The following is a 14,060-nucleotide window of genomic DNA, read 5'->3' as shown; positions in this document are numbered from 1 at the left end:
CTGCGTTTGCATTTCGATGGGAGTTGGCGATGAAGCTGCTTGTGATTTTGATAACGCTTGGTTGTGTCGGTTTGGTCTGTGTCTCGAAAGCGACGTGTGAAGACGAACCAACCGACATGCCGCCGTACTTTGTGGCACCGATCAAAACCGAGCTGCAACGTCGGGAGATTTCGGCGACTGCCAAGGCGTATGCCGTGGTCAACTGCAATGCCTTTCTGGTTGATTCTCGATTTGCCCCCGACGCGGTTGACACCACCGCGCTGGTGTCAGAATTGCAGAAGCTTGCCGGTGCGGATCCTGGGCCGTTAAAACTCGTGATGAGATTCCAGCTTGGCGGTGAAATCGAGCGATCGACGCGAACGACGATCAAGAACCATGTCAAACAAATTTGCCAATCCGCCGGCTTTGATTCGGTCAGCACTTCGGAGATCAACACATCGGCCAGTTGGGAGAACCACTACAAGCCGCTGAAAGATTTTGTCGGCGGCGAGTCGGCGATCGAGACAGTGAAGACGGATCGGTTGATCAACGCCTATCCGCTTCGCACCAAGCTCTCTCGGATCGTGATCGGCGATGCCGACTGTGTGATCGAAATCAAGCAGCCCATCGATGGTCGGCAACAGGAATTGTCGCCCGAGCTTCAATCTGCGATTCGCAGTGCGATTGAATCATTCGGGCCGGAATTAACGAAGCGGAAACTGCTGTTCCGCGTGCGAAGTACCGACGCCGGCCGAGAGCTGGTCGAGCAGATCTTTGATGCCCGTCGACCGCCGGAGATTCCGGAGAACGTGAAGGATGGCCCATTGTTTGATTTTTTGCAGTCTCAGCAAAAACAATACCGTCCCTCGCCGGCAATGAAGCTGGCGCGTGCATTGGGGTTCGACGCGATCAGCTACACGCATTCGCCGGGAGGTGGGGCGCCGGAGAAACGGATCGGACATCCGGCTCCCGATTTCGCGTTGGATCGCGTGGGCGGCGATCGGTTGGAACTGAGTCGATTTCTGAACGGGCGGCCGGGGCTGGTGACCTTTTGGGGCGTCGCTTGCGGACCGTGCCGCTTAGAAGCCCCGCATCTCACTCGCTTGCATCAAAAGTATCAAGACAGGTTCGCGATCGTCGCGGTCAACGGATACAACGAGACGCCCGAAGTGGTCGCGAAGTTCGCGGCGCAGAACCAACTGGATCACCCGATCGTGGTCGGCGGTGGAAAGGTTGCTTCGAAAGCCTATTTCGTCGGTGCTTACCCCACGACGTTTTTTGTCGATCGCAATGGCACGGTGGTGGACTACAAGGTGGGGTTTGATTCTGGCGAGGAACTTGAGGAGCGGGTTCGTGAGATGGTCGGGGACGGGGAGATCGACTGACGGGAGACGGCGGGGTTCATCTCGATCCGACGGAACGCTGTCGCAGCTCAATTTTCGGTTAGCGGATCGTTGTGCGACGTCGTCGGGGCGAGCCCGACGGACGACGGCCCGGAAGGGCCGTCGTACATGCGAAAAGCGGTCGCCTGAAGGCTAGACACCAACGGCTGCTGAACCCCTTTCATCCGTTTAACACGGATCGGTCGCCAGGTAGGCCTTCATGACTTTGGCGACGGCGGCAACGGAAGCCCGCAGTTGGGTCACACATTCGGCGGCATCGTCGAAGGGTCCACCGTCTTCGACCGATCGCAGTTCCTGGGCGAGGTCAGAGGTTTCCGCCGCGCCGACGCTGCGTGATGCTCCGCTGAGCGTGTGGCCGGCGCGTCGGACTGCTTCGCCGTCGCCCGACAAGATTGCGGATTCGATCTGCGACAACAGCATTTCGCTTTCATCCAAATACATGGCCAACAATTCACGCAGCAATTCGTCGTTGCCGGCGACCATCGTCCGGACGGGCTCGAGGTCATAGCATGCCGATTGTTCGCCGCACGCGTCCGGGGCGGTCTTCGCTTCCGGGGCAGCCTCGGTCACACTCGTTTCTGGTTCGGCTTCGATGGCCCCCGATTCCGATGCACGCGATTCCGAGGCACGCGTTTCCGGCACCTCGGGTTCCGCCGCATCGGAAGGCGGGCGTGGTGAATCGACCTCGGGTGACTGCAGGACTTTGATGAGTTTCTCTTTGAGGACGCTGATGCGAATCGGTTTGGCGACATACTCGTCCATCCCGACTTCGAGGCATTTTTCCCGGTCGCCCTTCATGGCGTGTGCGGTCATGGCGATGATGGGAATGTGGCTGCCGGATTTCTTTTCGAGTTCGCGGATCGCCTCGGTGGCGGCAAATCCATCCATGACGGGCATTTGAACGTCCATCAGCACGACGTCGAAGTGATCGTTTTGGAACGCTTCGACCGCCTCGGCTCCGTTGTTGGCCACGGTCACTTGATGGCCGAACCGGGTGAGGACACCGATCGCCAGTTTTTGATTGATGGCGTTGTCTTCGGTCAACAAGACTTTGAGGTGATCGATCGATTCGTGAATGGGCTCACTGAAATCGTAGTCGGGCGTGTCTTCGGGTGCCGTCACGCCCAGGGTCCGCACGATCGCATCAAACAACTCGGATTGCTTGACGGGTTTCATCAATCGTTCGGAGATATCCAGTCGATCGCGAAGTGCGTCTTCACCTTCGCGGCCGCCACTGGTCAAGACGATGATGGGAGTCTTGGAAAGGTTATCGTCGCGCCGCACCTGTTCGATAAAGTCATACCCACTCATTTCGGGCATGTGCACATCACTGACGACCAACTTGCACGGTTCATTACGTTGTTCGGCTTCACGCATCAGCTCCAGAGCGGATTCTCCCGAGTCAGCGAGGATGGGGACCATGCCCCAGTTGCCGAGCATTTCCTGCAGGATCCTTCGATTGGTCATGTTGTCATCGACGACTAGGACTTTGGAACCGCCGACGTACACGAGTCCGTTGGTCGCGTTGGCTTCGGTGCCGTTGGGGGCCTGACGCAGATGGATGTTGAAGGTGAATTGACTGCCCTCGCCGACTTCACTTTCCACCGCGATCGCTCCGCCCATCAAACCGACCAGACGCGACGAGATGGCCAGTCCCAGGCCAGTGCCACCGAAGCGACGTGTGACCGAGGTGTCGGCCTGTTCGAATTCTTCGAAGATCGCATTGCAGCGGTCTTCTGGAATCCCGACGCCGGTGTCACGCACGCGGAGTTGCAATTCCAGATCGTCGTCGGTTTGCGTGACGAGTTCGACTTCGACAAACACCTCTCCCTGTTCGGTGAACTTGATGGCGTTGCCGACCAGATTGACAACGATCTGGCGCAGACGTCCGGCGTCGCCGCAGAGGTAGCGTGGGATGGCGGGGTCGACGCGGAAGGCGAGTTCCAGGCCTTTGGCATGAGCCTTCAGCCCCAGCGTCTTCATCGTATCGCCGAGACTTTCGCGGAGATCGAAGGTTTGCGATTCGATCTCGAGTTTGCCGGCTTCGATTTTCGAGAAGTCCAGGATGTCGTTGATGACCGCGAGCAGCGCTTCGCCCGATTCTTGGACCATGGACAGAAAGTTGCGTTGGGTGGCATCCAGACGCGTGTCGAGCACCAGGTCGGTCATGCCGATGATGGCATTCATCGGCGTGCGGATCTCATGGCTCATGTTGGCCAGGAAATCGCTTTTGGCCCGATTGGCCTTGTCCGCGACCTCTTTGGCCTGCATGAGTTCCTTTTCGAACTTCTTTCGTTCGGTGATGTCGTGTCCGATTCCGACCACTCCGATGACATCGCCTTCGGGGCTGCGAAGCGGGACTTTGGTTGTCAACAGCCAGAGTTCTTCGCCTTGGTCTCCGTGATGCGACTCTTCGCGGTCCAGCAAGGGCTCGCCGGTCCGCATGACGTTTTGATCGTCCGTGACATAGTTGCACGCCATTTCCGGTGGTGAATAATCGTAATCGGTTTTGCCGAGCAGATCATCGGCGGATTGCAGTCCCAGCAGTTGGACGAGTGCGGCGTTGGCGGTGATGAAACGGCCAGCCCGGTCTTTGACGTAAATCAGATCGGGGACGTTGTTGATGATCGTTTTCAGCAGGTCCCGTTCGCGTGAGAGTTCCTGCTCGGCCTTCTTTTGCTCGGAGACGTCGCGTGAGATGCCGAAGGTGCCGACGATCTCACCGTGCAGGTCTCTCAGCGGCACCTTGGTGGTGCTGCACCACGTGTCCTCGCGGTTGGTGTAGGTTTCACGTTCGATCTTGGCCAAAATGGTCTCGCCGGTTTCCATGATGCGACGTTCATCGGCGAGCGCTTCCCTGGCATGTTCGCGGCCGAAGAAGTCCGCATCGGATTTCCCGATCGCCTGACGAGGATCATCCAGGCCCAGCTTGTGAGCACAGCTGCGGCTGAGTCGAATGAAGCGGCTGTCGCGATCCTTGAAATAAACGGCATCGGGAACGGTATCGAGCAGGATGGAGAGCAAGAATTTTTCGTACTCGACTTGGTGCTCGGCGTTTTTCTGATCGGTGATGTCCCAAAACATCACCTGGATTCCGACCACTTCGCCGCTGACGTCGTGAACGGGTGCCTTCCAGACTTCGACGTGCTTGAGATTGCCGCCGGAATCCTGGTGGCGTTCAACGTTGTGGTGCAGTTTGCCGGTTTCGATCACCTGACGGTCATCGGCCAAGTACTTCTTGGCGAGGTCCGCGGGGAACAGATCGAAATCGGTCTTCCCGACGATGGCCGGCGCCGACACGCCCATCACTTCGCAGGCCAGTTCGTTGGCGTATTGCAATCGGCCGCGAAGGTCTTTGCGAAGCACGCACAGCGGAAGACTTTCGACCAACGAATGATAGACCGCCTCGGCGTCTCCCAACGATCGGCTGAGATGCCGTTGTTCAGAAACGTCGTGACTGGCACCACAGAGCAGCGGTTCCGGCGATGCGTCATGGTCCAAGAGGACCGTTTCGCGGATCCAGATCGTGGGACCTTCGGTTACCGCCAGCCGATAGTCGTATTCGGCGTGTTCCGTTCTCTCCAAGTCCCCCCAGATCCCGGCAACGACGTCTCGGTCGTCGGGATGGATCAGTTCCAGCCGCGCGTTGGGGTTGGCCAGCAGGTCCTCGGCGGATTTGCGGAAAACATTTACCGTCGCCGAATCGATCCATTGAAACCGTGGCTCGTCCAAGGTCGCGGTCCAGCGACACTCGCTGGACCGTTGCAGCAATCGTTCCGGGATGGCAGGCACCAGGCCCGAATCGAGTTCAGTGTTGTTGGAAGCACTTCCGATTTCTGCATTTGCCATGGCGTCAGACCAGCAAAGTGGGGGACGACTCGATTTACCTCCCATCATAGCCGCTTCAGCCCCAGATGGCGGGCAAATACGGACCGATCGATCGAGGTGCCCAAGAAAAGCTGGACCTGGACCGGAGGATGAGTAATCATGGTGCCCATTGCCAAACTCCCGATTCTGCAACGAAGAGCCACACAACGATGACGCGATCCTGGAGGCCCGCCGCGTGCCGGCCGATGTTCCTGTTTGTCTTGCTACTGACCGTGTCTGTCCCTGCCGGCTATGCAGAGGAAAAGGAGGACAAAGCCGCATCGTCGGCTGACTCCGCCGACGTGACGGTCAAATTGGATGGCACGTTCGAAGCCATCCGGCAATTCGAAGTCACCGCGGACAACGAACATTTGACGAACTTGGTGATCGAGCGAATCGTTCCCTCCGGGACAAGCGTGACCGAAGGGCAGACGCTTGTCTGGTTCGAAACCAAACCTCTCGATGACAAGATCCGCAGCGCCGAATCGGACCTCGCGATCGCACGATTGGACTTGGAATCCGACGAGTTTGCCCACGAGCAGTTTTTGAAACAACAAACGCTCGACAAAGCCAAGGCCCGGCGGACGCGGGATCAGGCGCAACAGGCCTACGACAACTACCAACGGGTGGACCGCGAGCGGGCCATCAAGCAGGCCAAGTTCTCGCTCGAGTCCTCCCAGTTTTCGCTCGAGAGTGCCACCGAAGAGTATCGGCAACTCGAACAGATGTACAAAGAAGACGACCTGACCGAAGAGTCCGAAGAGATCGTGTTGCGACGGGCCAAGCGGGCGATGGAGTCGGCCCAGTTCTCTCTCGATCGGGCCAAGATTCAGCACGATCGAACCATCAAGCAGTCGATCCCCCGTGACGATGCCAATCAAGAAGAAACCTTGGCACGCGCCCTGATCGACTATGAAAAAGCCGTTCACGCGATGGGCATCGACAAACAAAAACGCGAGCTCGAATTGCGACGCAAACGCGTCAAGCTGGAACAGCAAGCTGAAAAGTTTGACGAGATGCGGGCCGAACGAAAGAAGGTCGTGCTGAAGTCAGCACTGGACGGGATCTTCGTTTACGGCACCGTCACGCGGGCCAAACTGCCGGCCAAACCGGTCGAACTGAAAAAGGGATCGGGTGTCAGTGGCAAGCAAGTGATCGGCACGGTCCTTGCCCCCACCAAATTGCAAGTGCGTGTCGAATTGCCCGAACCGCAATTGAAATCGGTTCACGTCGGGGACCGCTGCAAGGTCGTGCCCAAGGGGATCGCCGATGCGGAACTGAACGGCGTCGTCAAATCGATCGGCATCGTGCCCCTGACCGCCGGAAAATACGACTGCATCGTTTCCCTGCGTGGCAAAGCATCGGCCGACGTGCTGCCGGCGATGACGTGTGAGTTGCAGTTTACCACGGCGAAACCAAAGGCTGCTGACGACGCCGAGAAAGACGGCGCCGAGAAAGACGGCGCCGAGAAAAAGGACGAAGCATCGAAATGAGATTCTTGTCGCGTGGTTGGCTGGTTGCCGTTGGAGTCCTGATGCTGTTGCAGGCGGAAGGTCAAACCCAGGAGACGGTTCGGATCGGCGATGAAGTCCGACCGTTGCCGGTGGTCGAGCCGACTGAGCCGGAGGCATTGCAGGCCGCGATCGAACGTGGCGTTCAGTTCTTGATCGACGACCAGAACCCCAACGGATCCTGGGGGTCGCCGACCAAGACCAAGGCACTCAACATCTACGCCCCCGTTCCCGGTGCGCACCACGCGTTTCGCGCCGGAACGACGTCGTTGGCGCTTTCCGGCTTGCTGGAAGTCGCCCCCGATGACCCCAAAACCCAGTCGACGATCGATCGGGCCGAAGCTTGGTTGTACGAGCATCTCGGATCGCTCCGGCGGGCCAGTGGCGACGCGATCTACAACGTCTGGGGACACGCCTATTCGATCCAGGCACTCGTCCGGTTGCACCGGCGACACGCCGGCGAGACCGCGGCTCAGGAAAAGATTGTCGCGCTGATCCGCGATCAATTCGACATGCTGCAACGCTACGAATCGGTGGACGGCGGCTGGGGGTACTACGATTTCCGGTACCAGTCCAATCAGCCGACATCCAGCTCGATCAGTTTCGTCAACGGCGCCGTGCTGATCGCCTTGGCCGAAGCGCGGGAGATCGGGGTGGAACCACCCAAGCGAATCGTCGATCGAGCGATCGCCGCGACCAACCGTCAAAAGAAGTCGGATTTCAGTTACTTGTACGGCGAGTACCTGAAGGACCGTCCGGCACGAGAAATCAATCGCCCGGGCGGCAGCCTGGGACGGACACAGTGCTGCAACGCCGCGTTGCGGGCCTGGGGCGACAAAACGGTGACCGATGACGTGATCAAGACTTGGCTGTATCGCTTGTACGTCCGCAACGGTTGGTTGGACATCGGACGCAAACGACCGGTTCCCCACGAATCCTGGATGCAGGTGGCAGGCTACTTCTACTACTTCGGGCACTACTACGGAGCGGTGTGCTTGGACCAATTACCCGCCGAACAACGCGCGCCCTATCAAGCGATGCTGGCGAAATTGATCTTGGACCGTCAAGAAAAGAACGGGTCGTGGTGGGATTACCCGCTGTACGATTACCACCGACCCTACGGCACCGGATTCGCTCTGATGACGCTGCATCGGTGCAAGGCAGTCGAGGGGGAGAGGGCAGAAAAATAGGGGGCAGAGAAATGGGGGTGGGTTGGAAGCAGTGAGACAAGAAAATGGGGTAGCAGCGGATGGTGCGCGATGTCCAAACGCGCCTCTCAAAGCCCGAATCGGACGGAGTAAATTTCCGTTCCCCCTTTTCTTGTCTGGTTTCACCTCCCCATTTTTCTGCCCACCATTTTTCTGCCATCCCGTCCCCACCCTCGCCCCCGGCAACGATCGCTAAAGATCCAATTCAACGGCGCGATGCTCGGCGGCGGATTGATAGCAGGCATCGACCAGCGCCATCGTGGCCAAATTGTCTTCGCCGCTGAGGGCCGGATCGACTCCATTTTCCAACGCCACCAACAATTCGGCCATCGGTCCCAAGAACGCATCGGGGAACCAGACCTGGTCCCAGTGCGGACGCTGCCAGGTGCCCGTCGCTGTCGTGCTGTACTGCAGGGTGCTGGGGGTCCGCTGGGGATACTTGGGCCAACCGATTTCGCCGAGCGCTAATCCGCGGGTGCCTTCGACTCGGTAGGTGATGCCGATGGCCTCGGCGGCGCCCTCGCGGACCGGTCCGGCCCAGACGTCGTCACAGATCATGCAACGTAAGCCCGATGCGTATTCCAAGATGTACAGCCCGATCCCATCGGTATGTTTGAATCGGGTGCGTGGATCGGTGCGAAAGCTGGCGTAGACTCGTTGTGGATTGCCGAACCAAAAACGCATCGTGTCCAAATGGTGGATCGACAGGATTCGGCAGGTGACCCAGCCCTGTCGTTCTTGCCAGGGCATCCAGTGGGGGATCGCACGGGTGTCGATCGTTGCCAGCACCGGATCGCCCAAATCGCCCCGCGCGATCAGTCGGTGGCAGACCCGAACGGATTGGTCGTAGCGCATGTTTTGGTTGACGCACAACGTGATTCCGGCGTCGCGGCACAATCGCACGATCTGTCGGGCTTGATCGAGACAAACGCCGAGCGGCTTTTGTGCCAGGATGCCGCGGATCTGTTTGTGCCGGACGACTTCGCGGACGACGTCCAGCAGACAATCGGGAGGGACCGCGATGTCGACGACTGCGACGCGCGGGTCTTGCAGCAATTGCTGGTAGCTCGAATACACCGATTCGATCGCATGCCGCTGGGCAACCTGCCGGGCGTTGTCGATCGTTCGCGAACTGATGGCGATCGGTTGCAAGCCGGCGGCGCGATAGGCCACCAGATGGCAATCGGCCATGATGAATCCCGCGCCGATACAGCCGATGCCGACGTCCAGACGGTCGGGGAGCGTCGGCAGGTAATCGAGTGCTGCGCGGGCGGATGCTTCCGAAGCGGATCGTTGGGGCATCGAACGGTTACTCGTCCCGGAGCGACTTGGCGCTGGCGTCGTGGTTGGGATCCAAAAATGCCGCCTCCGCGGTGTCTGCATCGAATCGCTTGATACCGATCTGTTTGATCGCCGAATCCTGCAAACGATCAATCGGCGTGTAGCGGGGGTGGTGCGAGTCCTTGTAGGGGTCGTTGGATTTCGCGTTGTAGCAACAAATCATGGACCAGCGCGGGTCGGCAGATTTGTTTTGGTCACTGCGATGCAACAGATTGGAATGAAAGAAGAGCACGTCGCCGGGATCCATTTCGACATAGATCAATTCCATGCGTTTCAGGATCTCTCCAACGCGTTCAACATCCGCACCGGCCTGATCGCCGGTCAATTGGTGATGGACCCTGCCACAATGATGGGAACCCCGGATGACTTGCAAACAACCGTTTTCCCGCGTGGCCGGATCGACGGCGATGAAGGCGCTGACCAGGTTCGGTGTGAGCACCCCGTTGGCGTACCAGTACCCGTAGTCCTGGTGCCACGCCCAGGCGCCGCCGACGCGGGCATCCTTCATGATCATTTTGGAATGGTAATGATACGGCTCGTCGTCGAGCAGTTGTTCGGCAGTATCGACCATTCGATGGCAGCGGGCGAAGGCTCCATAAATCCCTTGGCCGGGGTGATTCCATAGCGACAACCGTACCGTCCCGCCTTCACCATCGGCGCGGCCGAAGGCGTGATCATCAAGTTGTTTGTCCTCCCGGGCCGATCGACGCAAAAGATCGATCTCCTGGGCGTCGAACAACGATTTGCGAAGCAAAAAGCCGTCGCGTTGGTATTGTTCACGATCGAGCAGGGAAATCGGTGCGGACATGGGGGATGGGGGATGGGGAGAGGGGGGAGACACGGAGACACGGAGACACGGAGACAAGGAGATGGGGAGAGCACTGTGTAGGATAGCAAACTTGGGGGCCCCCGAATCGAAAAACGTCGAGCGCTGCGGAGCGATCGACGTTTCAGCTCGGCGGGGCGTTGGAGCGGGCGAATTGAAGGATTTGCGCGGTGTTCAACGCGCCGGTTTGGCGGGCGATTTCGGATCCGCGATGGAACAGAATGATCGTGGGGATTCCGGAGAGCGAAAACTGGGCCGCGGTCTGCGCGGCGGCATCGGTGTCCAGCTTGGCGAGGATAAAACGGGGCGACAAGTCCGCCGCGGCTTCGGCAAACGAAGGCGCCATCATCCGGCAAGGGCCGCACCAAGACGCCCAGAAATCAACCAGGACCGGGACGTCGGATCGCGACACAAATTTGCCGAACGAGCGATCGGTCAACTCAACCGGGTTGGCGGGCAGCAAGGGGGTTTGGCATTTGCCACAGATCGGTCGGTCGTTGAGCCGATTGCCCGGCACACGATTGACGGCGAGACAGTCGGAGCAAACAAGACTCAGTGGATGTTCAGTCATAGCAATGGAGTTTGGAGTATCTGTGTGGGACGTGGCGTCACCACCTGAGCATTTTTGCGCGTCCCGCGCGTTTGGTTGTGCGAGACCGGTGGGAAGGTGAACGGGTTGCCGACGGGCATGCTGTGCATGCCGACGGGCCGTCAGCCACCGCAAAGTGCCCCATCCTTTCAGCCTGCTACTTTAACGCCAAGCGGAGCGTTGTTGGTTAGCGGCAGGGCGCGAGCCCTCCGGTATTTCAAGCTGCGACCGGGCGGCTCGCGGGCTGTCGATTTAGTCGGGATCTGCTGAGTTAATGGTGAGCCGCCGGCCGTAAGGCCTCGGGCAACGTCGCAGTGCCCGGCCGCTTACGCGTCGCGGCTCACAAAACCGACAGCCCGCTCGCGCCGTTCCGCGAACACCTGCAGTGCCAAGGCCCATCGGTCAACTCGACGGACGTGCGCTAATTCGGCATCTCGACCACGCGGTTTTGTTCGGCGGCCGAAAGCGGCTCGATGCTGGACAGTTGGTGGTCCAGGACGTCCAGATTGGCATCCGAGGCGTCGTCGTCGCGGGCGATCCGGTCACTGATCCGCTGCCGCAGCGTTTGCTCTTCGGCGTGGCAGTTCAGGATTCCGAACGTCGCCGATTCGCGCGCGGCCAGGGTCTGAAACATCTGGCGGTCTTCCCGTCGCAGAAACGTCGCATCGATCACGACGGAGTGGCCGGAACGGAGGATGCAACGCGCCATCCGGCGCAACCTTTCGTAGGTCGCATGATCGGCCGTTTCACAGTACAGAGCGCGTTTTTGCCGGTCGCTGGGACGATCCGTCGGCTGCATTCCGAAATGCCGCTTTCGTTCGATGTCGCTGCGGAGTCGGATCGCACCGTGCCGCTGGACGATCCATTCGCTGGCGGTGGTTTTACCACTGCCGCTGACGCCGTGCGTGATCCACAATGCGGGGCGGTCACGCAACGAATACTGATAAGCCAGTTCGATGTGGTGCTCGCAATCCTGCATCGCCGCGGCCCGCTCGGAGTCGGACAGACCGGGCTGGGAGGCCCGGATCACTGCCACCTTGGCACGGATCATCGCGCGATAGACCAGGTACCACCGGAGCACGACCAGTGAGGCATGGTCGCCGGTGTGTTCCAGGTAGGCGTTGATGAAACTGCGGGACAGATCCAACCGGTCGCGGGCGGCGAAATCCATGGCGGCAAACGCGGCGTCGCTGAGCACATCGATCCAACGAAACTGATCGTTGAACTCGATTCCATCGAAGGGGATCAAACGGTCGTTCCAGTGGACGATATTGGCCAAGTGCATGTCGCCGTGGCATTCGCGAATGAAGCCGTTGGCGACTCGCTGCGCGAACACGTGTCGGTGTTCTTGAAAAAACTTGCCGGTCCAATCGCCGAGCACGCGGAGGACCTTGGCCGATGGACCGGCGACCGCATCCTTGAGTGCGGTCAGATTGTCGGTCGCGTTTCGGTGGACCGAGTGGATCGAGCCGAGCCGTTTGCCATGGGCGTCGCCGGGCAGCCGTTCGGCAGTCTGATGGAACTCGGCAACACGCCGGGCCAGATCGAAGACTTCGTCGCTCGTCAGTTTGCCGGCGTCCAGTCGTTCACTGAGCAGCGCGCCGGCCGGAAACCGTCGCATTTTGACGGCGTACTCCACCGCCGGCCCCGTGCCTTCCACCACCGGCTTTCCCGCGCTCCACGTCAGCGGGACGACGTCCAAGTAAAGCTCCGCGGCGAAGCGTCGATCCAGCCGTAGTTCCTGCTTGCAAAACTGTTTGCGTTTTTCGAGTGATGAATAGTCCAAGAACGCGGTGCGAACCGGCTTTTTGATCTTGTACGCAAACTCGCCGACCAGGAAGACCCACGAGATGTGCGTCTGATGCAATTCCACTTCGTCCGCTTGGATCCCCGGATAGGCTTCGGGATTGCGAAGCCCTTCGACCAGTTCTTTGCTGGATGGTGGGTTGGCGGTCGCGGTGGCGTCGGCGTGACTCATTGTCCTACCTGGTTCGACGTATCCGTTTGGTTAGATCATCGGCAACAAAAGTGTGTCCACCGACTCGTCATCTTCGCTGATGTGGATCGGCGTTTCAAAGCCTTCGGGTTTGAGGGCGAGCACCGAACAGTTCAATTGACTGAGCAGGCTTTCGGCGGTGTTGCCGATCAGGAATCCGGCCACGCCGGTCCGACAGACCGTCCCCATGACCACCAAGTCGGCTTCGATGGTTTCGGCGACGGCAAGAATGTTGGCGGCGGCCGGCCCACGATGCAGATGGACTTCGATGTCGTCGGCGTCGGCAAACGGTTCGTGCAACAGTCGGTCAAGTCGTTTGCGGACCTTGGCTTCGCGTTTGGCCAACGCGGCATTGACTTCCGCGTCGCCGGCGCGTCGACGAAGGGCGTGTTCCATCCACATGTCCCAGACGCTGACGACGTGCAGTTTGGCGCGGTCACGCAAGGCGATCGCGTAAGCCAACTCGAGAATGTCGTTGTTCAAGTTCAAATGGGTTTCATCATCGGCATCCATGTCGATCGACGCGAGCACCTGTTTAAACTCGGGGTGGATCAGCGGCTTGAGCAACCACACGGGACAGGGACAAACACGTAGCAGCGAACGAGCGATGCTGCCGAACAACCGCCCCGTGGTCGAAACTCCATCGGCCGTCTTGATCACCAAATCGTGTCCCGCGGCGAGCACGCGTTTGGTAATTTCTTGCGCCGGATCGCCACAACGAACCAGGATCTCCACGGAAAGACTTTCGCGGCAAAACTGATTGGCCAGTTGGACCAATTTTTGTCCGCGGTCCTCGATCATCAGGTGTTCGAGTTCGTCCGGACTGGCCCCATGCGTCATCAGCCCGATCGCCCCAGGCAGCGGCTTGATCGCGTCCATCAGCGTGACCACCGCCTTGTTCTCCTTGGCGATCTCGAAGGCGCGTTTGATTGCCGTCTCGGGATCGTTCGTTCCCGCGTAGACCAAGATGTTCTTAAATCGTTGCATGCCATATTCCTAAGTGTGGTTCTACCTCTAGGTTTGCATGATTTGTGCCAAAATCAATCCGCGAAGGATTGCGAAGAGTTTGCTACGGCAAGCGCGCTGATTGTCGCGCCTGTGCGGATTCGGCACGGAGGCCTGTGGCCGTTTACTCCGACCTAGGTGTCGCCGCAGTGGCGTGATGGGCTACCGTGAGACCGACATTGCAGCCCGGGGCGTCGTCGTGATCGCCAGAATGCCAGCCTGTTCCCCCACCGTCCGGAGGCGGCTAGCGCACGACGGAACGCGATCGCCGGCGCGATGGTATGCACATTGCACGACGTGCCTGCGGTCCCCCTTCGCATCATTCAACCCCGGCA

9 protein-coding genes are annotated in these 14,060 nt (G+C 59.4%); 3 read left to right on the top strand and 6 right to left on the bottom strand.

Annotation, left to right across the window (positions count from 1 at the left end; all coding sequences use genetic code 11):
• The first annotated feature begins 29 nt into the window (after window positions 1-29).
• The gene (locus tag Enr13x_RS12420) at window positions 30-1,364 is read left to right on the top strand and encodes a TlpA family protein disulfide reductase (protein WP_145386441.1); all 1,335 of its coding nucleotides are present in this window, start codon (window positions 30-32) and stop codon (window positions 1,362-1,364) included.
• A gap of 186 nt (window positions 1,365-1,550) precedes the next feature.
• On the opposite strand, the gene Enr13x_RS12415 is transcribed toward Enr13x_RS12420, so the two are convergent.
• Window positions 1,551-5,231 (bottom strand): PAS domain-containing hybrid sensor histidine kinase/response regulator, encoded by a 3,681-nt coding sequence (locus Enr13x_RS12415; RefSeq protein WP_197455985.1) that lies wholly within the window; start codon window positions 5,229-5,231, stop codon window positions 1,551-1,553.
• 251 nt (window positions 5,232-5,482) lie between these two features.
• Here Enr13x_RS12415 and Enr13x_RS12410 point away from each other — a divergent pair, with 251 nt between their 5' ends.
• Both Enr13x_RS12410 and Enr13x_RS12405 read left to right on the top strand, forming a co-directional pair.
• Complete coding sequence (locus Enr13x_RS12410; protein WP_197455984.1) at window positions 5,483-6,742, top strand: HlyD family efflux transporter periplasmic adaptor subunit; 1,260 nt, start codon at window positions 5,483-5,485, stop codon at window positions 6,740-6,742.
• The gene (locus Enr13x_RS12405; protein WP_390621079.1) at window positions 6,739-7,950 is read left to right on the top strand and encodes a prenyltransferase/squalene oxidase repeat-containing protein; all 1,212 of its coding nucleotides are present in this window, start codon (window positions 6,739-6,741) and stop codon (window positions 7,948-7,950) included. The genes Enr13x_RS12410 and Enr13x_RS12405 overlap by 4 nt, the downstream gene beginning before the upstream one ends.
• A 210-nt stretch (window positions 7,951-8,160) precedes the next feature.
• Here Enr13x_RS12405 and Enr13x_RS12400 read toward each other — a convergent pair whose 3' ends face one another.
• The 5 genes from Enr13x_RS12400 to Enr13x_RS12380 form a co-directional block, all read right to left on the bottom strand.
• The gene (locus Enr13x_RS12400; protein WP_145386434.1) at window positions 8,161-9,270 is read right to left on the bottom strand and encodes a Gfo/Idh/MocA family protein; all 1,110 of its coding nucleotides are present in this window, start codon (window positions 9,268-9,270) and stop codon (window positions 8,161-8,163) included.
• 7 nt (window positions 9,271-9,277) lie between these two features.
• Window positions 9,278-10,117 (bottom strand): phytanoyl-CoA dioxygenase family protein, encoded by an 840-nt coding sequence (locus Enr13x_RS12395; protein ID WP_145386432.1) that lies wholly within the window; start codon window positions 10,115-10,117, stop codon window positions 9,278-9,280.
• Between the two features lie 142 nt (window positions 10,118-10,259).
• Window positions 10,260-10,706 (bottom strand): thioredoxin, encoded by a 447-nt coding sequence (gene trxA / locus Enr13x_RS12390; RefSeq protein ID WP_145386430.1) that lies wholly within the window; start codon window positions 10,704-10,706, stop codon window positions 10,260-10,262.
• Window positions 10,707-11,145: 439 nt separating this feature from the next.
• Window positions 11,146-12,702: a bifunctional aminoglycoside phosphotransferase/ATP-binding protein gene (locus Enr13x_RS12385; protein WP_145386428.1), complete on the bottom strand. Its 1,557-nt coding sequence runs from the start codon at window positions 12,700-12,702 to the stop codon at window positions 11,146-11,148.
• Between the two features lie 30 nt (window positions 12,703-12,732).
• The gene (locus Enr13x_RS12380; protein WP_145386426.1) at window positions 12,733-13,707 is read right to left on the bottom strand and encodes a universal stress protein; all 975 of its coding nucleotides are present in this window, start codon (window positions 13,705-13,707) and stop codon (window positions 12,733-12,735) included.
• Between the last annotated feature and the right edge of the window lie 353 nt (window positions 13,708-14,060).

The sequence above is a fragment of the Stieleria neptunia genome (assembly GCF_007754155.1).
GTDB classification, from domain to species: domain Bacteria; phylum Planctomycetota; class Planctomycetia; order Pirellulales; family Pirellulaceae; genus Stieleria; species Stieleria neptunia.
This window is presented reverse-complemented; position numbering and strand designations above follow the sequence as displayed.

Coding starts and splice junctions, on each gene's coding strand:
- trxA (WP_145386430.1), bottom strand. CDS start 10,706: ATGACTGAACATCCACTGAGTCTTGTTTGCTCCGACTGTCTCGCCGTC.
- Enr13x_RS12400 (WP_145386434.1), bottom strand. CDS start 9,270: ATGCCCCAACGATCCGCTTCGGAAGCATCCGCCCGCGCAGCACTCGAT.
- Enr13x_RS12380 (WP_145386426.1), bottom strand. CDS start 13,707: ATGCAACGATTTAAGAACATCTTGGTCTACGCGGGAACGAACGATCCC.
- Enr13x_RS12405 (WP_390621079.1), top strand. CDS start 6,739: ATGAGATTCTTGTCGCGTGGTTGGCTGGTTGCCGTTGGAGTCCTGATG.
- Enr13x_RS12415 (WP_197455985.1), bottom strand. CDS start 5,231: ATGGCAAATGCAGAAATCGGAAGTGCTTCCAACAACACTGAACTCGAT.
- Enr13x_RS12395 (WP_145386432.1), bottom strand. CDS start 10,117: ATGTCCGCACCGATTTCCCTGCTCGATCGTGAACAATACCAACGCGAC.
- Enr13x_RS12385 (WP_145386428.1), bottom strand. CDS start 12,702: ATGAGTCACGCCGACGCCACCGCGACCGCCAACCCACCATCCAGCAAA.
- Enr13x_RS12420 (WP_145386441.1), top strand. CDS start 30: ATGAAGCTGCTTGTGATTTTGATAACGCTTGGTTGTGTCGGTTTGGTC.